This is a genomic window from Anoxybacillus suryakundensis, assembly GCF_001418025.1.
Taxonomy (GTDB): domain Bacteria; phylum Bacillota; class Bacilli; order Bacillales; family Anoxybacillaceae; genus Anoxybacillus; species Anoxybacillus tengchongensis.
In genome coordinates this window covers 144553-170975 of record NZ_LIOK01000006.1, presented here as the reverse complement: position 1 = coordinate 170975, position 26423 = coordinate 144553, and the positions used below count along the sequence as shown (strand labels likewise).

Below are 26423 nucleotides of genomic sequence, written 5' to 3'. Positions count from 1 at the left end.
TCATGCGTGCTCTCTTTACATATGGGGGGAATATGATGAATGAATTATACTCGCATCCGAACTATCCTCTTCAAAGGCATATAGAAGGGGTAAAATTGCTCTCGTCACAATTTCTTTGTGAAAAACATTTGGGCTTTACCGAGCAAGAATGGGTGCAAACGCTTGTTGAGCATATTGCTTTGTTTCATGATATTGGAAAGTCACATCAATACTTTCAAGATTATATTCGTGGTTTACATGTTTCACAGAAATTAAAAACTCACGCATTGCTTTCTGCGTTTGTGTTTATGTCTTTTATAAAGGAGTATGAAAATATCCATGATTTATGGAAATATTTCTCGTTCATTATGATTAAGCGTCATCACGGTGACTTAGATGATTGGCTTGAGGAATGGAAGCAATTCAGTAGTGAGATGGAAGAACAATTATTAAAACAAATTGAAGCTATAGATTTTCAAACACTAAATGATGCATACGTGCATTTACTTCCTACCCTTTCGAACAACCCATTTACGAAATGTGATTTTGAAAATGCTGTGCGTCATTTATTTGCACAAAGTCGACAAATCCGTCGTTATGTGATGCGTTGGAACAATGAAAACGACTCATTAGTTCCTTATGTCCAATTTTTATTTTTATTTTCATTACTTTTGGATGCGGATAAGTCAGAAGCGGGCATTATGCAAAAAGAAGCATGGTCTTTTGCTGAAAGATGTTCTATTGCTTCTTCGTTTATTGAAATATATAAAAAGAAACAAAATTGGAAAAATAATAAGATTAATGATCTTCGTGAGAGGGCATTTAAAGAAATTACAAACGTGCCTATTGATGTAGCGAACCATTTTTATTCGTTACAACTACCAACTGGCATGGGCAAAACACTTGCGTCTTTTCAGTTCGCATTTCGTCTTAGACAAGAAATTGAAAAAGAAAGAGGGGTTATCCCACGTATTGTGTACAGTTTACCATTTTTGAGTATCATCGATCAGACGGCAACGGTATTAGAGGACGTTTTTCGAGCAAATAATATGGTTGTGGATCAACGTTTATTTTTATCTCACCATCACTTAGCAGAAATGCAATATTCGCTTGCACAAGATGAAGAACGATATGATGTCGATTATGATGTGGCAAAACTTTTAATTGAGGGATGGAACTCGGAAATCGTTTTAACTACATTTGTTCAACTTTTTCACACGATATTTACTAACCGAAATAAGTTGATACGAAAATTTCATCGCTTAGCTAATGCTATCATTATTATTGATGAAGTGCAGGCTATTCCGCACCGATATTGGCTTGTAGTAAAAGAAATGTTTCGAATTTTAGCTGAAGAACTAAACTGCTATTTTCTATTTAGCACTGCGACCACACCTGCCATTTTTCAAAGAGATGAAATGGTACAGCTTGTTGAGCCTTCGACATACTTTCAAGCATTGTCGCGTGTTCAGCTGTTTCCGTACGTGCAAAAAAATATGACCATTGACGAGTTTGTGAATCAACTTTGTTTGGATGAAGAAAAAAGTTACTTATTTATCGTTAATACAATCGATTGTGCGAAAAAATTATATGAAAAACTAGCTGAACATATTTGTTCAGAAAAAATGACATTTTTATCAACACATATTCCTCCAAAAGAAAGGTTACGAAGAATTCATGAGATGAAAAGCGGAAAATATCGTGTTGTTGTAAGTACACAAGTGGTGGAGGCTGGGGTTGATATTGATTTTGATGTTGTATATCGTGATCTTGCCCCATTAGATTCTATTCACCAAGCAGCAGGAAGATGCAATCGAAACGGTTTGAAAAAAGGGAGTGTTTATGTAGTCTCATTAACAGACGGGAGACGTCGTTATGCTAGTTATATTTACGATTTAGTACGTATTGATTTAACACAATCACTTTTAAAAAACTTTATCGTTATAGAGGAGAGCGAGTTTTTCCCTTTGATTGAAAAATATTTTGAACAGCTCTCTATGAAGATGAATAATCGGGAGTCTATTCGGCTTTTAAACGGAATAAAAAGTCTTTATTTTGATGGCGAAGCAACAACGGAACGCATACCAATTTCCCATTTCCGTCTTATTGAAGAAGGAGAAGATAAATTTGATGTATTTATTGAATTAGATGAAGAAGCTAAAACGATATTTCAACGCTTTGAACAAATCATAAGTATAAAGGATCCTTTTGAACGACAAAAGCAATTTGCGGCTATGAAGGCATCTTTTTATCAATACGTTGTTTCTATTCCACGAAAAGTTAGCCATAAACCACCTATTTTATATGGTATAGGTTACGTTAACATAGATATGCTTGATGATTTTTACGATCAAGTGCTTGGATATAAAACGAAAAGCGAAGGAATGATATGGTAGGTGAAAACATGGACTATGAAATTCCTATCACCGGAACAGATATATGGTATTACTACATCTGTCACCGCGAAGTTTGGCTGATGAAACATCAAATTGCACCTGATCAAGAAGATGAATCGCTTGATCTTGGACGTTTTATTTCGGAGATGTACTACAAACGGAGTACAAAAGAACTATCTATTGGAAATATTGTTATTGACCGCATTCGACAAGAGGATGGTCAGCTTGTCGTTGGTGAAGTGAAAAAGTCGTCGCGGTATATGAAAAGTGCTAAAATGCAACTGCTCTACTATTTAGATCATTTGCGCCAAATGGGCATTCAGGCGAAGGGGGAGCTTTTGTTCCCTGAAGAGAGAAAAAAAGAAACGGTGGAATGGACAGAAGAAGCGAAGCAAGAACTAGAACGAGCGATCGGACATATTCAACGCATCGTACGTATGTCAGTACCACCAAAGCCGAAAAAAATTCAGTTTTGCGCAAAATGTGCGTATCGCGAATATTGTTGGGCGGAGGAATAAGATGAAACGGACATTGTACATTTTTCAAAATGGTGAGTTGCGTCGAAAGGATAATAGCCTCTATTTTGAAACAGAGGAGCGGAAAAAGTATATTCCAGTCGAAAACACGAATGACATATATATTTTTGGAGAGGTAGATGTGTCTAAGCGCTTTTTAGAGTTTGCTTCGCAAAAACAAATTATCGTTCATTATTTTAACCACTACGGCTATTACACCGGGACATTTTATCCACGGGAACATTTAAATGCGGGTCATGTCATTTTAAAACAGGCGGAGCATTATATAGACATACAAAAACGTCTTGACTTGGCACGACGGTTTATTGAAGGTTCGATTCAGCAAATGAGTCGCGTGTTAAAGTACTATCGTTCCCGTTTGGAAGAAAAGGAAGTTTTTAATGACGTATTAGGTAGTTTTGAGCAACAATTGCTTTCTTTATCGGCTGTTCAATCTGTTGAACAGCTTATGGCTTCGGAAGGACATATGCGCGAAAAATATTACAGTACGTTTGATACGATTATTCAACATCCTGATTTCGTATTTGAAAAGCGAACGAAGCGTCCGCCTCATAATCGTTTAAACGCGCTCATTAGTTTTGGAAATTCGATCGTGTATACGATGTGTTTAAGTGAAATTTATAAGACATACCTTGATCCGCGTATTGGTTTTTTGCATAGTACAAATTTCCGACGGTTTTCACTTAACCTAGATGTTGCTGAAATTTTTAAACCCATTATTGTCGATCGTCTTATTTTTTCACTTGTGAATAAAAAAATGTTGGCGAAGAAACATTTTGAGAAGCTAACGGACGGTATCCTACTGTCAGAAGAAGGACGAAAAATATTTGTGAGCGAATTAGAAAAGAAAATGCAAACAACGGTACAACATCGCCATTTAGGAAAATCGGTATCGTATCGACGACTAATCCGTCTCGAACTATATAAAATTCAGAAGCATTTATTAGGGGAAAAAGAGTACGAACCGTACGCAGCGAAATGGTAGGTGATGGCGGTGTTTGTTATTTTAGTGTACGATTTTAATGAGAAGCGCGTAGCGAAAGCGTTAAAAATTGCTCGTAAATATCTTCATTGGGTACAAAACTCTGTGTTTGAAGGAGAAATATCAGAAGCAAATTATAAGAAATTAAAAATTGAACTGCAAAATATCATGCATCCTAACGAAGATTCAATTATTTTCTACACGTTCCGCACGCAAAAATATTCGAAGCGTGAAGAGTTTGGACTGAAAAAAGGTGGAGAGGAATTTATTTTGTAGAGAGGAAGAAATCAATGCGTTTAACGATTACACTACGGGGAACAGACAGAGCGGTTATATTGCCACTTCATTATCAGCAATATTTACAAGGGTTAATATATCATTCACTGAGCGATGAGGCATTTGCTTACTTTTTGCACGAGCGTGGGTTTCGCAAAGAAAAGCGATCATTTAAACTGTTTACATTTAGCCGCTTATTTGGCGAACATTACATTCAATATGATGCGAAAACGATTACTTTTGTTGATTCGATTCAATGGCACATTGGCACTGTGCTTCCTGAACTGACGCAACAGTTAGGGGAGTATTTATTGCTTCAGCCATACGTAAAAATTGGTGATCAACATGTCATCATTGAGCGAGTGGAAACCGAAAAGCGAGCGATTGAGCAATGTGAAATTGAAATTGATATGTTGTCGCCGATGACTGTATACAGTACGTACGAAACGGTGGATGGGAAGAAAAAAACACAATTTTTTGACCCGAACGATGAAGTGTTTCCCCATTTAATGGAACGGAATTTTCATAACAAATATGAAGCATACTATGGGGTTCCACCAAGCGATCGGTTACTCATCGAACCTGTCGATGTTCGAAAAAACGATCGGATCGTAACGAGCTTTAAAGGCTTTTACATTACAGCGTGGAAAGGGCGGTATAAGCTTATTTCTTCTCCAGAAAATTTAACGTTTTTGTATCGTGTAGGTATCGGCGGACGAAACTCACAAGGATTCGGCATGTTTCGTATCGCAAATAGAAAGTGAAGTATTTCACAACTGTCGTCGACCTCCAATCTTGCAAAAACCTCGGGGGATCGACGACAGTTTGTATGTTGCAACTTTTTCAGTTGTATTAACGCATATAGACTATTGACTGAATTTTCGAATGTATGTATAATAACATTGTATAGCTTTTCCAAGTGTTGATTTATCAATACTCTTTTGGGTTTGTATCGTACCTATGAGGAATTGAAACTCGTATGCGTTGTCCTATTGCGTTCAATTTGTCCTGGTTTGTATCGTACCTATGAGGAATTGAAACTTTCACAAACAGTCAAACACTTTAATCATTTAGCCGAAGTTTGTATCGTACCTATGAGGAATTGAAACAAAGAAAATTTTGTATATCAAATTTGTAAGTATTTTAGTTTGTATCGTACCTATGAGGAATTGAAACCATTTTTTCCGTAATTCGCACGCCATTCTTTTACTTTGTTTGTATCGTACCTATGAGGAATTGAAACTTCATGCGGAATCGACTCCTTTTGTATTGGTGTTGTGTTTGTATCGTACCTATGAGGAATTGAAACATCGCAACGAATTGTAATTGCTTTTGCGTATCTGTGTTTGTATCGTACCTATGAGGAATTGAAACTCAACGAGCAAATGGTGAAAGAAGTTCTTGCTCTTGCGTTTGTTTGTATCGTACCTATGAGGAATTGAAACTGATAAGCTTGCTGAAAGAAAAGCGGCAGGTAAGCAAGGTTTGTATCGTACCTATGAGGAATTGAAACTTTTTGTGTGCCAAGCTGATCGTATGATTGACAGGCAAAGTTTGTATCGTACCTATGAGGAATTGAAACTGTATATTCCCGATGAATTCCTCATGGGTTCGAACGGTGTGTTTGTATCGTACCTATGAGGAATTGAAACTGACGATAGGCAACGTACACCGCCCCGTCACCTTGTCCGTTTGTATCGTACCTATGAGGAATTGAAACCTTGATAATATAGAAACAACTCTGATCGTTTGAAGTGCCTGTTTGTATCGTACCTATGAGGAATTGAAACGAGGATACCTATCACCCGCATTTTCACGTTTTACTTGGCGGTTTGTATCGTACCTATGAGGAATTGAAACTATCGCCTGTAAGAGCGTATCCTATCGCTTTTTGCAGGTTTGTATCGTACCTATGAGGAATTGAAACATCGATGCACTCTGATATAAACGGACTTTCTACACCAAAGGTTTGTATCGTACCTATGAGGAATTGAAACACGGCAATCGAAACGATTAAAACGGCAGATGGCTTCCCGTTTGTATCGTACCTATGAGGAATTGAAACAAGGCATAGCCGACGATATCCCCCATCACAACACGCTCAGTTTGTATCGTACCTATGAGGAATTGAAACGGGTCTACCTTCCGCGTTATTCTATCTTCGAGGGTAAGTTTGTATCGTACCTATGAGGAATTGAAACAACGTTGATTCCGAGTTCATCGTCGAACACATTTACATGTTTGTATCGTACCTATGAGGAATTGAAACTTGTCATTCACACTCTCGATGGACAGCCCGTTCTTTCCAGTTTGTATCGTACCTATGAGGAATTGAAACTATACACCAGTTTTCACACGAGCATGAACACCACGGTTTGTATCGTACCTATGAGGAATTGAAACACTTGGGGCGTACGGAAGGCGATTCGTTTCTTCGTTTGTATCGTACCTATGAGGAATTGAAACCTGCATCATTCGGTGTAGCAAGCGCCGCAATTAGTGGGTTTGTATCGTACCTATGAGGAATTGAAACCCGTCAAGTTTCAACGGCTCTAACCCCTCGCCTGTCAGGTTTGTATCGTACCTATGAGGAATTGAAACCATTGATGTTGATTATTTCAGAAGCGGAGACTATACAGAGTTTGTATCGTACCTATGAGGAATTGAAACTAATAGCAAACGCGATCAGATAAATAAGATTCTCCGTAGTTTGTATCGTACCTATGAGGAATTGAAACTAGCTACACCCGTCGTGTTTGATTTAGCTGCTTTTTCTTGTTTGTATCGTACCTATGAGGAATTGAAACCAAATAGCGAAAGTGTCGCCAACGAACATGAAATCAGTAGTTTGTATCGTACCTATGAGGAATTGAAACAAGAGAAGATGAAACCAAGTGATGTTGTGGTACTGGTGGTTTGTATCGTACCTATGAGGAATTGAAACATTGTCAGAAAATATAAAATTTTCAAAGAACTTGTCCGGGTTTGTATCGTACCTATGAGGAATTGAAACTGCGTTTGTCGATGAAAGACTAGCAGAACTAACGCAACTGTTTGTATCGTACCTATGAGGAATTGAAACAAGTTTTCAAGGAGCGTTTCTGTTAGAAAGGTTTTCAAAACATTTCTAGCGGGAGGTGAAAGTCTTGCCCGTGCATAAAGCGTATAAGTTTCGCATGTACCCGAACAAAAAACAAGAGGTGCTAATTAATAAAACGTTCGGATGCTCACGTTTTGTGTTTAACCATTTTCTCGTCAGATGGAACGACACATACAAAAAAACAGGGAAAGGACTGTCTTATCAGGCGTGTTCTTCGCAATTGACCAAGTTGAAAAAAGAATACACTTGGCTCAAAGAAGTGGACAGCATCGCACTTCAAACCTCGCTGAAACATTTGTCGGATGCATTCACACGATTTTTCCAAAAACAAAACGACAAACCTCGTTTTAAGTCAAAGAAGAACAAGGTGCAATCGTATACAACGAAATACACGAAAGGAAATATAGCGATTGTAGGTAACAAAATCAAGCTTCCGAAACTAGGATTCGTTCGTTTTGCCAAAAGTCGTGAGGTAGAAGGACGTATGTTATCCGTCACCATTCGACGCAATCCAAGCGGAAAATATTTCGTATCCATTCTTGTAAAAACAGATGTGCAACCACTCCCAAAAACACATACTGCTGTTGGTATCGACATGGGTTTAAAGAACTTTGTCATTCTTTCAGACGGAACAACGTATGCGAATCCAAAATTTCTTCGGAAACTTGAAAAAAAATTAGTCAAAGCTCAACGCATTCTTTCTAGGCGCAAAATCGGGAGTTCGAATTGGCATAAGCAACGAATCAAGGTTGCGCGCATACACGAGAAAATCACAAATTCCCGAAACGACTACTTGCACAAAATCTCCACCGAGATCGTCAAAAACCACGACATCATCGGGATGGAAGATTTGTCAGTTGCTAGCATGCTCAAAAACAACAAACTCTCCAAAGCGATCTGCGAGGCGTCATGGGAAACGTTCAAAGCGATGATCGCATACAAGGCCAAGTGGTATGGGAAGCAATTGGTTGTGGTGGCGAAAAACTTCCCATCGAGCCAGTTATGCTCCCATTGCGGATATCAAAATAAAGACGTGAAACATCTCACTTTGCGTGAATGGCAATGCCCAAATTGCCATACCCGTCATGACCGAGATGTGAACGCAAGTATCAATATTAAGAATGAAGCCGTTCGGCTTCTAACCGCAGGAACTGCGGGGCTAGCCTACTAAATAACTGAAGGGTGCTTCGGTGTTTGTAGGAATCTCCTGCTTCAAACAAACCGTAAGGTTGTTAAGCGGCGAGTAGTTCAATTGAACGTAGTGGGATAAACCCTCCCCCTTTCACTTAATTTTCACCATCGGCTAGTACATTTACGATATACGGTAAATGATATGTGAATGCGGGGGATATGTGTTGAAGAAAAATATGGTAAAAATCATATTAGATGTATCGTTGGCGATTATGTTTGTGTTGTTAATGAATCCGAGGGTGTTTAATGGGCTGCCGTTTCATGAAGTGACAGGGTTAGTGATTGGTGTCGCTATTTTCGTTCATATTGCATTAAACTATAAGTGGGTTGTCCATACGGTGAAAAAAATGTTTGATCGTTCACTTTCAGGGAAGACGAGATTTAGTTTTTTGCTAAATATATTGTTGCTTATGTCGATGACGGGAATTATTGTGACAGGCATTCTTATTTCCAAAGTCGTTTTTCCGCATGTTGCAGGTGGGGAGAATCACGTTTTGCGAGAGCTTCATGATGTTTTTTCGAATGTGACGCTTGTGCTTGTCGGCGTTCACATTGCGTTACATTGGCAATGGATTATGGGGATGTTTCGGAAAATGTTTAAAACAAAAGAAGGGAGTTGGCGGAAAGGAGTGCTTGTGGCTTCTGCGTTGGTGCTTGCGTTATTTTTCGCAAGTATGCAGTGGCTAGCAGTCAATGTAAAACCGAATGAGGAGGCGTTTAAGCCGAAGTTTGAGCAAAAAGTAGCACAAGCGAGCAAAGCATTTCCACCACCCGAAAAGTTTCGCGAAGGGGAGTTTCCTCATAAAGAACGTCACGGCAGCAGCCATCCGCTACTTGTTATTTTTGGTCACTTTACATTTTGGGCAGTTGTTATTGTTCCTGTTTACTACATGGAAAAACGGATGCGTCATATACGACAGGTTCGTGTGTGAAAAAAGGTGTCCCGAGTTTGTGGGACACCTTTTGTTCATGATCCTTTTTTTCCTTTATCATGTTTATAACATTCATGAAATAGCTTCATTAATGCACGTTTTTCGATACGTGAAACGTAGCTGCGAGAAATGCCGAGCTCTTTGGCGATTTCGCGCTGGGTGCGTTCAGGTTGCATGTTTAAGCCGAAGCGACTAACAATGACTTGGCGTTCACGATCGTCAAGGACGTGCAAATGTTGGGCGATGTTTTCAAGCTCATTATTTTTTTCAATCATATCGCTAATGTCCTCATCTTCCGACTTTAATACATCTAGCAAGCTAATTTCGTTTCCGTCGCGATCTTGCCCGATTGGATCATGAAGAGATACATCTTTTTTTGTTTTTTTGAGCGAACGTAAATGCATAAGTATTTCATTTTCAATACAACGTGCTGCATAAGTGGCGAGTTTCGTTCCTTTTCCGGTTGAATAGCTTTCGATCGCTTTAATTAAGCCGATCGTGCCGATTGAAATTAAATCTTCTGGATCTTCTCCGGTGTTTTCAAACTTTTTTACAATGTGCGCAACGAGACGTAAATTATGTTCGATTAGCTTATTTCGGGCGTGTTCGTCTCCTTTAGCCATCTGTTTTAAATACATCGCTTCTTCTTTTGCATCGAGCGGTTGCGGGAAGGCATTGTTTTTCACATAAGAAACTAAAAAGACAAGCTCTTTTATAAACAAAGCAAGTGCAGAAAAAATAGTGCCCATCATCGTTCACCTCACAGGTGGTCATTTTGTTGCTTATGTATGTATATGCATTAGAAAACTTGTTCGTGTTTGGACACACGATTTTTTTTGTTTTGTGAAAGAAAATGACGTATAATTGGAAACTGTAAATATACATAAGAAAGAAGGATGAATCGTGAGAAGGGCGATGATGAAACCGTTAAAACTGACACCGCCGCAACTATTAGCGTTTATGTTTCTTTTTCTCGTCGTTATTGGTGGGGTGTTGTTGAAGTTGCCGATCGCAACAAATAAACATATTAGCTGGCTTGATGCATTCTTTTTATCCACGTCCGCAGCGACAGTAACTGGACTAGCGCCAATTGATCCCGGCTCTACGTTCACGTTGTTTGGAGAAGTCGTTTTAATGGTGCTCATTCAAGTGGGTGGGCTTGGGATTATGACGTTTGCGGTGCTCGTTGTCATTGTGCTCGGAAAAAAAATCGGAATGAAGCAGCGCATGTTGATGCAGGAAGCCCTAAATCAACCATCGCTTGGCGGTGTCATCCGTTTGGCGCGCAACTTATTGTTGTTTGCTTTATTCATGGAAGTTGTCGGAGCGGCGTTGCTAGCGATCGATTGGGTTCCGAAAATGGGGTGGGCAAAAGGATTGTATTACAGTCTTTTTCACACCATCGCATCGTTTAATAATGCAGGGTTTGCATTATGGCCGGATAATTTGTCACGTTTTGTCGGTGACCCGATCGTCAACGTTACCGTTTCTTTGCTCGTGATCATCGGAGGTCTTGGTTTTACCGTTGTGTTCGACGTATTGTATCAACGGCGTTGGAGAAAACTGTCTCTCCATACGAAACTCATGTTAATCATGACGCTTGTTGTGAATGTTGTGGCGATTGTTGCCATATTTTTATTTGAACGTCATAATCCGAAAACGCTCGGTTCCCTTTCGCTTTTTGAACAGTTATGGGCTGCATATTTTCAAGGCATTACACCAAGAACGGCAGGATTTAATACAATCGACATCGGCTCATTAGAACAACCAACAGCGATGCTTATGATTTTTCTTATGTTTATTGGAGCAGGAAGCACATCGACCGGTGGAGGAATTAAACTGACAACATTTGCGGTCATCGTGTTTGCGGTGATGAGTTTTCTAAAAGGAAAAGAAGAAACAGTGATTGGGATGAGAACGATTCGCCATACGATCATTTTGCGTGCGTTAGCGATTGCATCGATGAGTATGTTGTTTATTTTTGTTGTGACGATGATGTTGACACTTACAGAAGACGCCTCGCTTCTTGCTCTTTTATTTGAAGTAGTATCTGCATTTGGAACCGTTGGACTCTCGATGAATTTGACACCGCATTTATCAACCATCGGAAAAATGCTCATTATTGGCGTCATGTTGTTTGGAAAGTTAGGTCCGTTAACGCTCGTGTATACGATTGCGAAACCGAAAAAAACAAATATTCGTTATCCGAATGGCGATATATTGACAGGATGAAAAAAGCGAGGGAGCGTCCCTCGCTTTTATCGTGCTGGCTCTTGTGGCATAATTAAAATTTCTACACGTCGGTTTTTGGCGCGTCCTTCTGGTGTGGCGTTGGAAGCGATCGGTTTAAATTCACCGTATCCTTTTGCGCTAAATAATTGTGGATTTAACTTTGTATTTTCAAGCAACAGTTTCATAAAGTTAACGGCGCGCATGACGCTTAATTCCCAGTTTGAAGCAAATTTTGCATTATTGATCGGCACGTTGTCCGTATGTCCGCTAATGACAATGTTGCGTGGCGGGTTCATAACGAGTAAATTTGATATTTTGTTTGCGACATCGCGATATTGCGGTTTAATATCAGCACTACCCGAATCAAACAGCACATCGTTTGCGATCGTAACAAGTAATCCTTCCTCTGTCATCGCTACAGATAATTCTCCACTCAATTGATTCGTTTTGACGTATTCGTTAAATTTACTTTGAATCTTTTTTAATTCCTCGTATTCTTCTTTTGAAATTTTAACGTACGGCTTTTGATTTGGCGAGTCTTTAATGACCGAGTCCATTTCCTCTCGTTCAATCGGGCTTAAATATTGCAGCGCCCCTGTACCGCCTGTGAATACACTATTAAACGCGCGCGCAATTTCCATAAACTTTTTTGAGTCAATTTGACTACTTGCGAACAGTACGATAAATAGCGCAAGCAACAATGTCAATAAGTCGGCGTACGGAATGAGCCAGCTTTCATCGACATGTTCTTCATGATGATGCTTTTTATGCTTTTTCGCCATTATTTTGAGCTCCTTGTCCTAAAAGTTTTTGGCGTTCGCTCATCGGTAAGTACGAAGCTAATTTTTGTTCAATCGCCCGCGGTGCTTGTCCTTCAATAATGGAAAGCACACCTTCAATCATCACTTGTCGCACTTTAATTTCTTCTTTTGATTTCCGTTTTAATTTGTTCGCAAACGGATGCCAAAGAACGTATCCTGTAAAAATCCCCATGAGTGTTGCCACGAACGCCGCACTAATCGCATGACCGAGACGCTCAATATCAGACATATCTTGCAAGGCAGCGATCAATCCAACGACGGCCCCAAGCACCCCGAGCGTTGGGGCATATGTGCCGGCTTGTGTAAAAATGGTCGCATTCGCTAAGTGTCGTTCTTCCATCGCTTCAATTTCTTCCGTCATGACATCACGAATAAATTCTTGTGACTGTCCGTCGATCGCTAAACTTAATCCGTTGCGCAAAAACGGATCATCAATTTCAGCCACTTTTGCTTCTAACGCTAACAATCCTTCGCGGCGAGCGATGTTTGCCCATTCAACAAACAGAGGGATGAGTTCTTCAATTTTTGGCGTTTTTGACTCTTTAAAAATAATCCCAAATAATTTCGGCACTTTCGAAATTTCTTTTGTTGGAAAGGCGATCGTAACAGCGGCCGCTGTCCCTAATAAAATGATTAAAATCGCAGCAGGGTTAATGAGCACAGCTGGGCTTACACCTTTAAACACCATTCCGACACCGACAGCGATAATGCCAAGAATGAGCCCAATTAAGGACGTACGGTCCATGATATCACCTCTAGTTGTAGTTGTAGATTGAAAAATAAATCCAAGTTTATCATATAATTTATCCGAATGTTTGAAAAGGGAAATTTGTACGAAAAAAACCCTTGAAGTGGAAAACTTCAAGGGTTAAATTTTCTTTAGCTTGAATGGACCAACCATTAAAAGAGAAAGCGTAAAAATAATAAAAATAAAGACATAAGGCGGGAAGTAATGAATCGTTAAATAGCTGAGCGTCAATAAACAACCTGCCGCTGTAATCGGCAAACCGGTGAAATATCCGTTGCTTTCAGTAATGTTAAATCGCGCTAGGCGAAAGGCTCCACAACCGATATAAAAAATCGTAAAAAATGAGCCAGGTGCACCAAATTCGTGCAATAATCCTTGATAAAGTAATAGTGCAGGTGCTACTCCAAATGATATAATATCACTCATTGAGTCCAATTGTTTCCCTAAGTCCGATTCGATGTTCATTTTCCGAGCGACTGTCCCGTCAAAACGATCGGCAAGTGCTGCTAAAAAAATAAATAATACAGAAACGTTCAGCTGGCCTTTCACCGCAAATAAAATTGCGAAACCGCCTAAGCTTAAGTTTGTTAACGTCAATACGTTTGCCGTATGCGCTTTAAGTTTTTTAATGGTATGATCAATATAATCCGATAAAAACATATAAATTCACTCCTTTATTAAAATCGTGCCGACCCACTTGCCAAAAATATCACTCGGTTACTAATATTTTATTGATAATAAGCAAACTAGTAAAGGATATTCTTTACTTTAGGAGGGAAAGTCGTTGGTGAAGTGGTTATATCGACTATTTATTGAATTGACAAATCACCCATTGACATCGAAATGTCTCGCTTCGTTCACACGTTCGAAATGGAGTCGGTTAGTCATTCCATCTTATGCGAAACTATATAAAGTTAATGAAGAAGAAATGGAAAAAAAGTTGCACGAATACGAAACGCTCCAACAACTGTTCGTTCGCACATTAAAAGAAGGTCTTCGTCCAGTTGATGCGCATCCAGATAGCGTCGTCAGCCCTGTCGATGCAGTCATTGAAGATGTCGGCATCATTACGGATCAAAAAGAAATCATCGTCAAAGGGAAAACGTACTCCATTCGTGAAATGCTCGGCGATGACCGAATAGCTGAAAAATATTTGCATGGAACGTTTATTATTTTGTATTTAAGTCCGAGTCATTATCATCGCATCCATAGCCCAATATGTGGGGAGGTTGTAAAGCAGTGGGAGCTTGGTAACAAGTCATATCCGGTAAACCGCCTTGGATTGAAATATGGCAAGGCGCCTCTTTCTAAAAATTACAGAAGAATTACGGAACTGTGTACAAATGGCATGTATACGGCTATTGTGAAAGTCGGAGCGATGTTTGTCAACAGCATTGAATTAACGCATGAGCATGACTACGTAAAAAAAGGAGAAGAAATCGGATATTTTTCGTTCGGTTCAACCGTTGTGTTATTGTTTGAAAAAGATGCGTTTACGTTAGACGAACAAATCGTTCCGCCATTTGAAGTGAAAATGGGACAACGGATCGGTTTTTTGACACAAAAGAAAAAGAGCCAATAAAGGCTCAAGCCGATGGTGATTGTTTTAGTTTATGTTCAAGACGGCGACGGAAAATTTCACGTTCAATTAGTTGAATAAACTCTTTACTTAATTGCAACTCTTTCGCTTTGTAGTATGATTCGATTAATAAGTCGTCAGGCAAACATTTCATTTTTTTCGCCTCCTGAGGTATACATCAATACATGTATACATATAATGGTAGGTTTATCTTCACTTTACCATAAATCAAAAATAAGAACAATTGTTCTAATTATCCACAAGTGGTGGTGGATAAAGTGTGGATGAATTGTTCATAACATGTAGAAAAAGTTGATAAATATGTGTGGGTAATGTGTATAAAGTTATCCACAATACACGAAAGTCGTCGGATTTTGTCGAAAAATTTTACAATTTGTTTATTTATGTAAAAAACGAAGAAGGAATGAGGAAGTATGTTAAAATATTTCTTACCGAACGAACATGCGAAAAGTATTTTTGAAATTACCCCAGAACATTTGAAACAAAAAGGAATGAAAGGGATTATTACCGATTTAGACAATACGTTAATTGAATGGGATCGTCCGCTAGCAACGCCAGATGTTGCCCGTTGGTTTGAACAAATGAAACAAAACGGCATTCAAGTGACGGTCGTATCGAATAACAATAAAAAACGGGTCGAGGCGTTTGCGAAACCGCTCGGTATCCCGTTTATTTTTGAGGCGCGCAAGCCGTTAACGCGAGCGTTTCAACAAGCGCTGCGCGACATGAATCTAAAAAAGAAAGAAGTTGTCGTCATCGGTGATCAGCTTCTTACCGATGTATTTGGCGGCAATCGCCTCGGATTACATACGATTTTAGTCGTTCCTGTTGCGCAAACAGACGGCTTTTTTACTCGTATAAATCGAAATATTGAACGAAGAATTTTAAATATGATGCGAAAAAAAGGTATGATTCATTGGGAGTGATGATGATGAGTGAACGAATGATTTGTATTGGATGTGGAGTAACGATTCAAACCGAAGATGAAACGAAAATTGGATATGCGCCTCCTTCAGCGCTTGAACGCGATCCAATGATTTGCCAGCGCTGTTTTCGGTTAAAACATTACAACGAAGTGCAAGATGTATCTTTAACGGATGATGACTTTTTAAACATTTTGCACGGCATCGGACAGGCAGATGGGCTCGTAGTAAAAATTGTTGACATTTTTGACTTCAATGGCAGTTGGTTGCCGGGCTTACATCGATTTGTCGGAAAAAAAGATGTGCTACTTGTCGGCAATAAAGTTGATTTGTTGCCAAAGTCTGTGAAACATGAGAAAGTCACGCGTTGGATGAAACAAACAGCGCGTGAGCTCGGATTGCAGCCACGCGATGTCTTTTTAGTCAGCGCCAATAGAGGTGATGGGATGAAAGAAGTGATGGCAGCGATTGATGAGTATCGCAATGGAAAAGATGTATATGTTGTCGGCTGTACAAACGTCGGAAAATCAACATTTATTAATCGTATCATTAAAGAAGCGACAGGAAAAGGAAACGTCATTACGACGTCATATTTCCCGGGAACGACATTAGATATGATTGAAATTCCGCTCGATGACGGATCAGCGCTTTATGATACGCCAGGCATTATAAATCATCATCAAATGGCGCATTTCGTCGATAAAAAAGATTTAAAAGTCATTACACCGAAAAAAGAAATAAAGCCGAAAGTATATCAATTGAACGAACAACAAACGTTATTTTTCGGCGGACTTGCCCGGTTAGATTATGTGAGCGGGGGAAGACGTCCATTTGTATGTTATATGTCAAATGAACTATTTATTCATCGAACGAAACGTGAACATGCAGATGAATTGTATGAGAGACATCTCGGTGAATTGTTGCAGCCGCCGCGCAAAAGCTATTGCGATCAATTGCCACCACTTGTCGCCCATCATTTTACGTTAAAAGAACCAAAAACAGATATCGTTTTTTCAGGGCTCGGTTGGGTGACATGTCACGAACCGGGGGCACAAGTCATTGCGTATGCGCCAAAAGGTGTTGGTGTGATGTTGCGTAAATCGCTCATTTAACATAAAAGGGGGAGAGGGATTTGAAACTATTTGGGCTTATTGGCTGTCCTGTTCATCATTCGTTATCGCCACTTATGCATAACGATGTGTTTCAATCGTTACATATCGATGCGCATTATCATGCGTTTCATGTCGAGCCACATATGTTAAAAGAGGCGGTAGAAGGTTTAAAGGCGTTACAATGTGCCGGGTTTAATGTGACGATCCCACATAAGACAGCAGTGATGGAATATATGGATGAGCTTGATGAAACGGCTACACAAATAGGGGCAGTGAATACAGTTGTTAATGAAAATGGGAAATGGGTTGGCTATAATACAGATGGTGAAGGATTTGTCCGAGCGTTATGCGAGCAAATGAACATGGAATTATCCGGCGCAAGCATACTCATTGTCGGTGCAGGTGGAGCCGCGCGTGGCATTTATTTTACTCTTTTAAAACATCAAGTGTCCGCTCTTGATATATGTAATCGCACACTAGGAAGGGCGGAAGCGTTTGTTAAAAAAGAAAAGTCAGCTGTGTATTCGCTTGAACAAGCGGAAGAGCGTTTAGGAGAGTATGACATCGTCATTAACACGACGTCTGTTGGTATGTATCCGCATGTCGATGCGATGCCAATTTCTCTTCGAAATTTAAAAAAAGGTACAATCGTCAGCGACATCATTTATAATCCACTGATGACGAAATGGTTGCAAGAAGCGAAAGAAAAAGGGGCGTGCGTGCAAAACGGCGTTGGCATGTTTGTCTACCAAGGGGCGCTAGCGTTTGAAAAATGGACAGGCATCTTCCCCGATACGAAACGAATGGAACAACTCGTTATTCAAAAGTTAGGAGGAAAAACATGTTAACAGGAAAACAAAAACGGTTTTTACGTTCTTTAGCTCATCATTTAACACCGATTTTCCAAGTAGGAAAAGGTGGCGTCAATGAAAACATGATTAAACAAATTGCGGATGCGCTCGAAGCGAGAGAGCTTATTAAAGTAAGTGTATTAAAAAATTGCGATGAAGAAAAAGAAGTTGTTGCAGAACAATTAGCGCAAGGTGCAGGGGCGGAAGTCGTCCAACTGATCGGACATACGATCGTGTTATATAAAGAATCACGTGAACACAAACAAATTGTGTTACCAAAATAGGAGCGACGCGGTGAAAAAAGTAGGCATTTTAGGTGGGACGTTTGATCCGCCTCATTACGGGCATTTATTAATTGCGGACGATGTACGAACGGAGTTACAGCTCGATGAAATATGGTTTATGCCAAATTATATTCCGCCCCATAAACATAAAAAAGTGACGGATCATGTGCATCGCGTTCATATGTTGCGTGCGGCAATTGCGAATCAACCGCACTTTCGCGTTGAAACGATTGAACTTGAACGAAAAGAGCGATCATATACGTACGATACGATCATTTTGTTAAAGAAAAAACATCCTCATACGATATTTTATTTTATTATTGGTGGGGATATGGTCGAATATTTGCCACATTGGTATCGTATTGATGAGCTCGTTCAGCTTGTGCAATTTGTTGGAGTGAAACGACCGGGCTACTCCCTTCGTACATCGTATCCAATAATAGAAGTCGATGTGCCGGTATTTGCGGTTTCTTCTTCGCTCATTCGTGAACGTATTCAAAGTGGGAAAAGTGTCACGTATTTGTTGCCAGAAACGGTCCAATTATATATAAAGGAGAATCGTTTGTATGAAACGTGAAGAAGCGTTAGCGATCGTGCGCAAGCAATTAAAAGAACAACGTTACATTCATACAGTAGGTGTGATGGAAACAGCGATTGAACTTGCGAAAATATATGGTGCTGATATTCAAAAGGCGGAATTAGCCGCGATTTTTCATGACTACGCTAAATTCCGTACAAAAGAGGAAATGAAGCGCATCATTATCGAGCAACAAATGCCACAAGATTTGTTAGCGTACAGCCCAGAGTTATGGCATGCGCCGGTCGGGGCATATTTAGTTCAAACGGAAGTCGGCATTCAAGATGAAGACATTTTACAGGCGATTCGTTATCATACATCAGGAAGACCGAATATGACATTGCTTGAAAAAATTGTATATATCGCCGATTATATTGAGCCAAATCGTTCGTTTCCAGGTGTTGACGAAGTGCGAGCGTTAGCGCGAGAACATTTGGATGTTGCGCTTTTTCGTGCGTTGCAAAATACAATTCAATTTTTAATGGACAAACGTGAACCGATTTATCCAGATACGTTTCATACGTATAATGATATAGCACAAAAATTGAAGGGGGTTTCATCATGACGGAACGAGATATTTTACGCATTGCTGTACAAGCAGCTGATGAAAAAAAAGCAGAGAACATCGTGGCGTTAAATATGAAAGGTATTTCGCTTGTCGCTGATTACTTTATGATTTGCCATGGCAATTCAGATAAACAAGTACAAGCTATTGCGCGCGAAATTAAAGAAAAGGCGGAAGAACATGACGTTCTAGTCAAACGTGTGGAAGGTTTTGATGAAGCACGTTGGATTTTAGTCGATTTAGGCGATGTTGTCGTCCACGTATTCCATAAAGAAGATCGTGAATATTACAATCTTGAACGATTATGGGGCGATGCGCCACTTGAACAAATTGAGAGTGATCTCGGAGCATGACGTACGAACGATTTGCAAGTTGGTATGATCAATTAATGAGCGATGCCCCGTATGATGCGTGGTGTGCACTCGTTGAACGAACCGTTGCTTCCTATCACGTTGGAAAACGGTTGCTTGATCTCGGATGTGGTACGGGAGAGCTTGCGATTCGGTTAGCAGAAAAAGGGTTTGAAGTGACCGGTGTCGACTTATCAGAGCAAATGCTGGCTATTGCACAAATGAAAGCAGAAGAGCGCGGGGTCGCTCTCTCGTTTTTTCAGCAAGATATGCGCGAATTTGGCCCGTTCGAGCCGTTTGATACGATCGTTATTTTTTGTGATTCACTCAATTATTTATTACAGGAAGAAGACGTGATTGCCACGTTTTCGCGCGCATATGATCAATTGCGTCCGGGTGGCTTGTTTTTATTTGATGTGCATTCTTTATTTAAAATGGAAAACGTTTTTTTACATCATAGAACGTTTGCGAGCAACGATGAACAAGTGAGCTATATATGGAATTGTTACGAAGGACCGTGGCCGCATAGCGTCGAACATGAGCTCACGTTTTTTGTTCAATTAGAAGAAGGCGTGTATGAGCGAGTTGATGAAATGCACGTACAGCGAACATATGATGTGGATCGATATGTGATATGGTTAAAACAAGCTGGTTTTCGTCTATTACATGTATGGGCGGATTTTACAGAACAGCAACCGACAAAAGAAAGCGAGCGCATTTTCTTCATCGCGCAAAAATAAAATCCCAAAAGTGCCTTACTTTTGGGATTTTTCTTTAACAAATAAGCAGGATTTTTTTTGTTAATCGCGAATATTGTCGATTTGTTGGCGCACCTTTTCCGTTTCTTCATAAAACTTTTCGTGCGTTTTTTGAAAAACATGGACAAACAAGTCCCCAACTTCTTTTTCCAACACTTCAATGCCCGCTCCTGTAATACCGCCTTTCACGCATACTTTTTCTTGCAATGTTGGTAGTGTATATAATTGTTGTTCAAGCAATGCCCCTAGCCCAATGATCATGTCTGTCGCTAACGTTGTTGCTTGCTCTTTCGTAATGGATGTTTGTTGGACGGCTGCATCGATAAACTTTTGAATTAAGTAGCTAAAAAAAGCAGGCCCGCAGCTTGTTAAATCAGAAGCGATGCGCGTAATAGGCTCGTCTATGTATATGGGACGAGAAATGGAACGGAATAGCTGCTCAATCGTTGTCCGATTTGCCTCTGTGCAACGTTCACTTACAGTAATTAACGTACTTCCAGCGAGCGCTCGATTTGTAATGCTCGGAATGACGCGGACGACATGACATGGTACGAGTGATTCAAGTTGCTGCACGGAAATTGGGCTCGTAATCGATACGATACAGTGATGATCAGTCAAATGTGGACGTAGTTGCTTTAAAACGGCAGGCATATGCAACGGCTTTGTACAAATGAAAAGGATGGTCGCGTGTTTAGCTACTTCTTCATTTGTCGCCATGACATGGATGTCTGGGTAACGCTTTTGTATATTGTACGCTTTTTCAAGCGTTCGGTTCGTAATGAACAGTTGTTCTGGTTTTACCGCATTTCCGTTAATAAACGATTCAATTAAAATCGTTCCCATGTTTCCTGTTCCAATAAACCCTATATTCAACGGTATTCCCCCCTTATCCGTCACCACTATACGTCATATGTATGCGTGAATAATGCTTTTTATGAAAGGATGAAAGCATGAAGTGGATAAAAACATATGAACGTTGGATATATGTAGGCTCGATTGTCATTGGAGCGATCATCTGGATCGTTCAACAACAAGAGGAAACGCCGATACAACCGCTTCCTTTCGAACAGATAGAACAACAAGAACAGCAAGAAAAGCAAGTAGAGGAGCAATCATCCATTGTTGTCGATGTGAAAGGAGCCATCAAACGAGCGGGAGTATATGAAGTGGCGCCGACAAGTCGTATTCATGACGTTATTCAACTGGCAGGAGGATTAACAGACGAAGCAGATGAGACGAAAGTGAACTTTGCAATGAAAGTGCATGATGAAATGGTCATTTACGTGCCGAAAAAAGGTGAGGATATCCTCGTGGAAACAGCTAGTCAAACGAGCAGTTCAAGTGGAAAAATCAATATTAACACAGCAACGATTGAACAACTACAAACATTACAAGGAATTGGTCCTGCGAAAGCATCTGCGATTATAGCATATCGCGAGGAACACGGACCGTTTCAAAACGTCGAAGATTTGTTGAATGTTAGTGGAATCGGTCCGAAATCGCTTGAAAAAATAAAAGAACAAATTGTCGTTCGTTAAAATTGACGATAAACTAAAGGCATAATGGACAAGGGGGAGAAATAGATGGAGCGAATTACATGGGATCAATATTTTATGGCTCAAAGCCATTTATTAGCGTTGCGTAGCACGTGTACGAGGCTAGCTGTCGGGGCAACAATTGTGCGCGATAAGCGTATTATTGCTGGGGGATATAACGGTTCGATCGCAGGGGGGGCGCATTGTATCGATGAAGGATGTTATGTGATCGACAATCATTGTGTGCGCACTATTCATGCAGAAATGAATGCTATTTTGCAATGTGCAAAGTTCGGTGTGCCAACAGAAGGGGCAGAAATATACGTCACCCACTTTCCTTGTTTACAATGTTGCAAAGCGATTATTCAAAGCGGGATAAAAGCTGTGTATTATGCGAACGACTATAAAAACCACCCGTTTGCTTTGCAATTGTTCGAACAAGCGGGGGTAACGGTAAAACACGTTCCGTTTGATGTTAACTCGATTCCAACATTTTTACACGCAAAGGGGAGATGACGTATCGTTTACGTGGCGATGGCGGCCGTTTTGGCCGTCCTGTCTATGCTAACGAAATCGCCTGTTTGTTTTGTATTGTCATTTATGTACAGTTTCTTTTTACTTTGGAGGAAGCGGGAGTTGTTTTTCGCTTGTATATGTTGTTATTTGCTTTTCTCGTTATGGAGCAAATGGGTGGATGCACATAATGTGACAGCGCTTTCAGGAAACGAAACGGCATTTTCTGTGCGATTTATTGCTCCAATGGATATTGATGGGGATCAAGTAAAAACGATTGTACAATGGCAGCATGAGCGGTTACAGCTCATCCATCGCCTTCGTACTGAAGAAGAAAAGAAACGATGGGATGAGCTTCAAATCGGTACGGCATGCGTGATGAAAGGGGTGTTAGAACGTCCATCTTTACCAACAAACCCGTATGCCTTTAATTATCGTCGTTATTTATTTTACCAACGTATTCATTGGATCGTTCGTCCGATTTCACTCGAACGTTGCATGCGTACAAATATAACATGGATGGAACGATTACAAATGATTCGACAACAAGGCATTCGCTACATTCAACATCATTTTCCAAGTGACGTAAGTGCGTTTATGCAAGCGTTGATTTACGGTGAACGAAGCGAGATAGAGCCAACGGTATTGGCGAGTTATCAAAAGTTAGGGCTTATTCATTTACTTGCGATTTCAGGCTTGCATATGACGTTGCTTGTCGGTGGTTGTTTTTATTTGTTTATTCGCTTCGGCATCCCGAGGGAACGAGCGACGATGATATTGCTTGGATGCATTCCGCTATATGCTGTTTTAGCTGGTGCTGCTCCGTCGGTGATGCGCGCGGCCATCATGACAAGTTGTTTTCTTCTTTTTTCATCTCGTCTCCGTACACTTGATACGTTAAGTATCGCTTGCCTCGTTTTATTAGTAAAAGACCCGTATACAGTATTTCATCTCGGTTTTCAATTATCTTTTCTCGTTTGTTTTGCATTAATCATATGCTCTACATTCATTCAAAACGAACCATCTGTTGTACGTCAATTGTTCATGACATCCTTTATTGCACAAATAAGCACATTACCGCTTTTGCTTTATCATTTTTACGAAGTGTCTTTTTTATCTATTCCGTTAAACATCATTTTTGTTCCACTTTACTCGTTTATTATTTTGCCGCTTTCCTTTTTAGCGTTGCTCATCCACTTGTTTATGCCATTTGCTAGTCCCCTCATCATATATGTACTAGCGATTGTCATTGAACGTGCGAACGCCCTTGTTCTTGCATTAGCCGATACATTCGTGCTTACGCTCGGTCGTCCGCCACTATTGTTGCTTGTTGCTTATATCATCTCGATTTTCCTTTTTTTTCTTTCTTTCGAATACGGAAAGTGCGCGGTTATTTTTCGTTTTTCATTTATTTTTGTTATGATCGCACATTTTATTTGGCCATTTTTTCGCCCGACTGGTGAAGTCGTGATGTTAGACGTTGGACAAGGAGATAGTATATATATTGAGCTGCCATATCGAGAAGCGGTTTATATAATTGATACGGGTGGAACGATGTCGTTTAGCGATGAACATTGGAAAAAACGGAAACGATCGTTTCGTGTTGGAGAAGATGTGATCGTTCCATTTTTAAAGGCAAAAGGAGTTCGCACGCTTGATGCGCTCATTGCAACACATGGTGACTTCGATCATATAGGGGATGCAAACGATATATTCGATGCCGTTCGTGTGCGAAAACTAATCGTTAGTATGCAACGAAATGATTTCATCCAATCGGTGATGAAGCAAGCGATAAATAAAGGAACACATGTAGAAATGGTGAAAAGTGGTGATCGTTGGACAGTCGGAGAAGCTCGATTTTATATTCTTTCTCCGTTTGGAAACGAAACGACAACAAATGATGGTTCTGTTGTATTGTATGTGTTTATGGGAGGGGCATATTGGCTATTTACCGGCGATTTGGAAGAGGAAGGGGAGCGGCGAATAACAAGCACATATCGGTCATTGCCTGTTCACATCTTAAAAGTAGGGCATCATGGGAGTAAAACGTCAACATCTGAACCGTTTTTACGACATATACGTCCGAAATGGGCGCTTATTTCAGTAGGACGACGCAACCGATATGGTCATCCGCATCGTGAGGTCATCGAACGTTTACGTCGCTATGACGTGCGCATATTTCGAACGGATGAACAAGGAGCGATCGTGATTCGTTTTCATAAGCGGATAAGCACCATTCAGACGTTTTCACCATAACATACAAGAAAAAAGAGACTGCAACAAGCAATCTCTTTCGGGCGTTCATTATGCACCGAAAAATTTTACAAGTGTGGCGATAATGAACATAGTGGCGAAAAAGCCGAATGATACGATGAAGCCAACTGCCGAGTCAACGGCATCGTTGCGCGTACATTGAACGTTTTTTTCAAATTCGTTCATGACCATCCCTCCTATTTTCTCACCATTAGTATAAGGGAAAAATGAAAGAAAATCTACATCGTTGACAACAGTTGTCACAAATAGTTCGCGCCAGATCGGAAAAGATAATGATACCCGTTGGACAAATGAGTTCCTAGGGCTTGTTTTCCAACGTTTAAATAAATGGGAGTTGGCAATTTTCGTTTGCTAACTCCCTTGTAAAATGCTCCGAAACGTTGTATGTTCTTTAAAGAAAGTCGATGAAGAATGGGGAAGAGAACATGGAACAACTATATGTCATATATGGTACGGAGCATTTTTTAATCAAACAAGCGCATGAGCAAATCATTCGACGAGCATTATCGGATGAAGAGCGTGAATGGAACGTTAGTACATATGATTGCGAAGAAACGCCGATTGAAGTAGCGCTTGAAGACGCAGAAACGCTTCCGTTTCTTGGTGAACGAAAAGTTGTGATCGTCAAGCAACCGTATTTTTTAACGGCGGAAAAAGGAAAAGAAAAAGTAGAGCACGACGTGAAACGGTTAGAAGCTTACATTGAGCAACCAGCACCGTTTTCAAGCATCATTTTTGTCGGTTCATATGAAAAACTCGACGAACGAAAAAAAGTGACGAAAGCGTTATTAAAAAAAGCGCATGTCATTGTTGCGAAACCGTTAAATGAAAAAGAATTAAAACAATGGGTGAAAGGGCAATGTCAAATTGATGATGATGCAATTGATGTATTGCTTACATTAGCGGGTACTGACTTAGCGACATTATCGAATGAAATCGAAAAGCTTATGCTTTTTGCTGAGCGTCGTTCCATTACAGCTGACGATGTTCGACTGCTTGTATCACGTACACTTGAACAAAACGTATTTACCCTTGTAGAGCAAATCGCTAAGCGCAACATTTCAGCTGCATTACAAACATTGCAAGATTTATTGCGCCAAAATGAAGAGCCGATTAAGCTTGTCGCATTGTTGGCTAGTCAATTTCGGCTTATATATGAAGTGAAAGAATTGATGAAAACAGGGTACGGACAACAACAAATCGCCTCGATGTTAGGTGTTCATCCGTTTCGTGTAAAAATGGCAGCAAGTTATGCAAGCGGGTTTTCAGAACAGCAGTTGATGCACATTTTATATGATTTAGCTGAAACGGATTATGCACTAAAAAGCAGCACGATGGACAAACAGTTGTCGTTGCAGTTGTTTTTCTTAAAGTTACAGCGGTAGAGAAGAAACTACCGCTTTTGTTGCAATGCATCGACATCAATGGTATAGTAGCATTTTCCTCAATGAAATATATGTGGCCTCCCAATAATGAAAAAACAGCTTGCCTCGTATGACAAGCTGTTTTTTCATTATGCTGTAATGCTGTTTAATTTTTTCGCTAAACGTGATTTATAGCGATTTGCAGCATTTTTGTGGATTAAGCCTTTGCTAGCTGCTTTGTCGATTTTTTTCGTTGCAAATGCGAAAGCTTCTTTCGCTTTTTCCACGTCTTTTAATTCAACAAGCGCTTCGAATTTTTTAATTGCAGTGCGCATTGCTGATTTCATAGCTGCGTTATGAGCGCGACGCTTTTCGCTTGTTTTTGCACGTTTAATTGCTGATTTAATGTTTGCCATTTTTTTCACCTCCGTTAACCGATCGCCAATATATACGTTCAATACGCGACAGTTCGATGAACAATAAGAACAAGTGATATTCTACCAAACTGCTCTTAATTATGCAAT

At 40.1% G+C, this 26423-nt stretch carries 30 protein-coding genes and 1 CRISPR repeat array; of the genes, 22 read left to right on the top strand and 8 right to left on the bottom strand.

Translation table 11 applies throughout. From position 1 onward, the window contains the following. Positions 1-35: 35 nt before the first annotated feature. The 7 genes from ASC42_RS06375 to ASC42_RS06345 all read left to right on the top strand — a co-directional run bounded on the left by ASC42_RS06375 (position 36) and on the right by ASC42_RS06345 (position 9392). Positions 36-2375 carry a CRISPR-associated helicase/endonuclease Cas3 gene (locus ASC42_RS06375; RefSeq protein WP_055441045.1) on the top strand — a complete coding sequence of 780 codons (2340 nt, stop codon included), beginning with the start codon at positions 36-38 and terminating at the stop codon, positions 2373-2375. Positions 2376-2383: 8 nt separating this feature from the next. Continuing rightward, the gene (cas4, locus tag ASC42_RS06370; RefSeq protein ID WP_055441056.1) at positions 2384-2893 is read left to right on the top strand and encodes a CRISPR-associated protein Cas4; all 510 of its coding nucleotides are present in this window, start codon (positions 2384-2386) and stop codon (positions 2891-2893) included. 1 nt (position 2894) lies between these two features. Beyond that, positions 2895-3896 carry a type I-B CRISPR-associated endonuclease Cas1b gene (gene cas1b / locus ASC42_RS06365; RefSeq protein ID WP_055441044.1) on the top strand — a complete coding sequence of 334 codons (1002 nt, stop codon included), beginning with the start codon at positions 2895-2897 and terminating at the stop codon, positions 3894-3896. A gap of 9 nt (positions 3897-3905) precedes the next feature. Next, positions 3906-4169 (top strand): CRISPR-associated endonuclease Cas2, encoded by a 264-nt coding sequence (gene cas2 / locus ASC42_RS06360; RefSeq protein ID WP_055441055.1) that lies wholly within the window; start codon positions 3906-3908, stop codon positions 4167-4169. Between the two features lie 14 nt (positions 4170-4183). Further along, positions 4184-4933, top strand: coding sequence for a CRISPR-associated endoribonuclease Cas6 (cas6, locus tag ASC42_RS06355; protein WP_055441043.1), 750 nt, complete (start codon positions 4184-4186; stop codon positions 4931-4933). Between the two features lie 181 nt (positions 4934-5114). Next, positions 5115-7251: direct repeats of the CRISPR family, unit length 30 nt; unit sequence GTTTGTATCGTACCTATGAGGAATTGAAAC. 64 nt (positions 7252-7315) lie between these two features. Next, positions 7316-8440 carry an IS200/IS605 family element RNA-guided endonuclease TnpB gene (gene tnpB / locus ASC42_RS06350; RefSeq protein ID WP_055441042.1) on the top strand — a complete coding sequence of 375 codons (1125 nt, stop codon included), beginning with the start codon at positions 7316-7318 and terminating at the stop codon, positions 8438-8440. A gap of 181 nt (positions 8441-8621) precedes the next feature. Continuing rightward, positions 8622-9392 (top strand): DUF4405 domain-containing protein, encoded by a 771-nt coding sequence (locus ASC42_RS06345; protein WP_055441041.1) that lies wholly within the window; start codon positions 8622-8624, stop codon positions 9390-9392. A gap of 35 nt (positions 9393-9427) precedes the next feature. On the opposite strand, the gene sigK is transcribed toward ASC42_RS06345, so the two are convergent. Beyond that, the gene (gene sigK / locus ASC42_RS06340; protein WP_055441040.1) at positions 9428-10141 is read right to left on the bottom strand and encodes an RNA polymerase sporulation sigma factor SigK; all 714 of its coding nucleotides are present in this window, start codon (positions 10139-10141) and stop codon (positions 9428-9430) included. Between the two features lie 169 nt (positions 10142-10310). On the opposite strand from sigK, the gene ASC42_RS06335 reads away from it, so the two are divergent. Beyond that, positions 10311-11624 (top strand): TrkH family potassium uptake protein, encoded by a 1314-nt coding sequence (locus ASC42_RS06335; RefSeq protein ID WP_055441039.1) that lies wholly within the window; start codon positions 10311-10313, stop codon positions 11622-11624. A 26-nt stretch (positions 11625-11650) separates the two neighbouring features. Here the strand turns inward: ASC42_RS06335 and motB are convergent, their stop codons facing one another. From motB to pssA, 3 genes are all read right to left on the bottom strand, one after another. Continuing rightward, positions 11651-12406 carry a flagellar motor protein MotB gene (motB, locus tag ASC42_RS06330; RefSeq protein WP_055441038.1) on the bottom strand — a complete coding sequence of 252 codons (756 nt, stop codon included), beginning with the start codon at positions 12404-12406 and terminating at the stop codon, positions 11651-11653. Beyond that, complete coding sequence (gene motA, locus ASC42_RS06325) at positions 12390-13190, bottom strand: flagellar motor stator protein MotA (RefSeq protein ID WP_055441037.1); 801 nt, start codon at positions 13188-13190, stop codon at positions 12390-12392. Before motA ends, motB begins: the two co-directional genes overlap by 17 nt. A gap of 123 nt (positions 13191-13313) precedes the next feature. Beyond that, positions 13314-13853 (bottom strand): CDP-diacylglycerol--serine O-phosphatidyltransferase, encoded by a 540-nt coding sequence (gene pssA / locus ASC42_RS06320; protein ID WP_032100118.1) that lies wholly within the window; start codon positions 13851-13853, stop codon positions 13314-13316. 124 nt (positions 13854-13977) lie between these two features. Here pssA and ASC42_RS06315 point away from each other — a divergent pair, with 124 nt between their 5' ends. Further along, positions 13978-14775, top strand: a complete 798-nt coding sequence (locus tag ASC42_RS06315; protein WP_055441036.1) for a phosphatidylserine decarboxylase — start codon at positions 13978-13980, stop codon at positions 14773-14775. A 4-nt stretch (positions 14776-14779) separates the two neighbouring features. Here the strand turns inward: ASC42_RS06315 and ASC42_RS06310 are convergent, their stop codons facing one another. After that, complete coding sequence (locus ASC42_RS06310; RefSeq protein WP_055441035.1) at positions 14780-14926, bottom strand: sporulation histidine kinase inhibitor Sda; 147 nt, start codon at positions 14924-14926, stop codon at positions 14780-14782. A gap of 280 nt (positions 14927-15206) precedes the next feature. Between ASC42_RS06310 and ASC42_RS06305 the strand changes: the two genes are divergently transcribed. Genes ASC42_RS06305 through ASC42_RS06270 form a run of 8 tightly spaced genes read left to right on the top strand, consistent with a single transcriptional unit; the run spans position 15207 to position 20195 of the window. After that, positions 15207-15719, top strand: a complete 513-nt coding sequence (locus ASC42_RS06305; protein ID WP_055441034.1) for a YqeG family HAD IIIA-type phosphatase — start codon at positions 15207-15209, stop codon at positions 15717-15719. A gap of 5 nt (positions 15720-15724) precedes the next feature. Then, entirely contained in the window at positions 15725-16828 is a 1104-nt protein-coding gene (gene yqeH, locus ASC42_RS06300) for a ribosome biogenesis GTPase YqeH (RefSeq protein ID WP_055441054.1), read from the top strand. A 20-nt stretch (positions 16829-16848) separates the two neighbouring features. Further along, positions 16849-17676, top strand: coding sequence for a shikimate dehydrogenase (aroE, locus tag ASC42_RS06295; RefSeq protein WP_072242682.1), 828 nt, complete (start codon positions 16849-16851; stop codon positions 17674-17676). Further along, entirely contained in the window at positions 17670-17963 is a 294-nt protein-coding gene (gene yhbY / locus ASC42_RS06290; RefSeq protein ID WP_055441033.1) for a ribosome assembly RNA-binding protein YhbY, read from the top strand. The genes aroE and yhbY overlap by 7 nt, the downstream gene beginning before the upstream one ends. Before the next feature lie 10 nt (positions 17964-17973). Next, a complete protein-coding gene (locus tag ASC42_RS06285; RefSeq protein ID WP_055441032.1) occupies positions 17974-18540 on the top strand; it encodes a nicotinate-nucleotide adenylyltransferase in 567 nt (188 codons plus the stop codon). Further along, positions 18530-19105, top strand: a complete 576-nt coding sequence (yqeK, locus tag ASC42_RS06280) for a bis(5'-nucleosyl)-tetraphosphatase (symmetrical) YqeK (RefSeq protein WP_055441031.1) — start codon at positions 18530-18532, stop codon at positions 19103-19105. The genes ASC42_RS06285 and yqeK overlap by 11 nt, the downstream gene beginning before the upstream one ends. Then, a complete protein-coding gene (gene rsfS, locus ASC42_RS06275) occupies positions 19102-19458 on the top strand; it encodes a ribosome silencing factor (protein ID WP_055441030.1) in 357 nt (118 codons plus the stop codon). Before yqeK ends, rsfS begins: the two co-directional genes overlap by 4 nt. Next, the gene (locus ASC42_RS06270; RefSeq protein WP_055441029.1) at positions 19455-20195 is read left to right on the top strand and encodes a class I SAM-dependent DNA methyltransferase; all 741 of its coding nucleotides are present in this window, start codon (positions 19455-19457) and stop codon (positions 20193-20195) included. Before rsfS ends, ASC42_RS06270 begins: the two co-directional genes overlap by 4 nt. A 60-nt stretch (positions 20196-20255) precedes the next feature. On the opposite strand, the gene comER is transcribed toward ASC42_RS06270, so the two are convergent. Continuing rightward, positions 20256-21086: a late competence protein ComER gene (comER, locus tag ASC42_RS06265; RefSeq protein WP_055441028.1), complete on the bottom strand. Its 831-nt coding sequence runs from the start codon at positions 21084-21086 to the stop codon at positions 20256-20258. A 77-nt stretch (positions 21087-21163) separates the two neighbouring features. On the opposite strand from comER, the gene ASC42_RS06260 reads away from it, so the two are divergent. From ASC42_RS06260 to ASC42_RS06250, 4 genes are read left to right on the top strand one after another with little or no spacing between them, the layout of a single operon-like run. Beyond that, positions 21164-21751 carry a helix-hairpin-helix domain-containing protein gene (locus ASC42_RS06260; protein ID WP_055441027.1) on the top strand — a complete coding sequence of 196 codons (588 nt, stop codon included), beginning with the start codon at positions 21164-21166 and terminating at the stop codon, positions 21749-21751. Between the two features lie 45 nt (positions 21752-21796). Then, positions 21797-22264, top strand: coding sequence for a ComE operon protein 2 (locus ASC42_RS06255; RefSeq protein ID WP_006317820.1), 468 nt, complete (start codon positions 21797-21799; stop codon positions 22262-22264). Next, entirely contained in the window at positions 22261-22452 is a 192-nt protein-coding gene (locus ASC42_RS14395) for a hypothetical protein (RefSeq protein WP_342413232.1), read from the top strand. The genes ASC42_RS06255 and ASC42_RS14395 overlap by 4 nt, the downstream gene beginning before the upstream one ends. Beyond that, on the top strand, positions 22385-24517 hold the full coding sequence (locus ASC42_RS06250; RefSeq protein ID WP_342413231.1) for a DNA internalization-related competence protein ComEC/Rec2: 2133 nt from the start codon (positions 22385-22387) through the stop codon (positions 24515-24517). Before ASC42_RS14395 ends, ASC42_RS06250 begins: the two co-directional genes overlap by 68 nt. Before the next feature lie 48 nt (positions 24518-24565). On the opposite strand, the gene ASC42_RS13670 is transcribed toward ASC42_RS06250, so the two are convergent. Then, positions 24566-24700 (bottom strand): YqzM family protein, encoded by a 135-nt coding sequence (locus ASC42_RS13670; RefSeq protein ID WP_003393868.1) that lies wholly within the window; start codon positions 24698-24700, stop codon positions 24566-24568. 239 nt (positions 24701-24939) lie between these two features. Between ASC42_RS13670 and holA the strand changes: the two genes are divergently transcribed. Then, positions 24940-25920, top strand: coding sequence for a DNA polymerase III subunit delta (gene holA, locus ASC42_RS06245; RefSeq protein ID WP_055441026.1), 981 nt, complete (start codon positions 24940-24942; stop codon positions 25918-25920). 128 nt (positions 25921-26048) lie between these two features. On the opposite strand, the gene rpsT is transcribed toward holA, so the two are convergent. Further along, the gene (rpsT, locus tag ASC42_RS06240) at positions 26049-26315 is read right to left on the bottom strand and encodes a 30S ribosomal protein S20 (protein WP_021095125.1); all 267 of its coding nucleotides are present in this window, start codon (positions 26313-26315) and stop codon (positions 26049-26051) included. Positions 26316-26423: the final 108 nt, after the last annotated feature.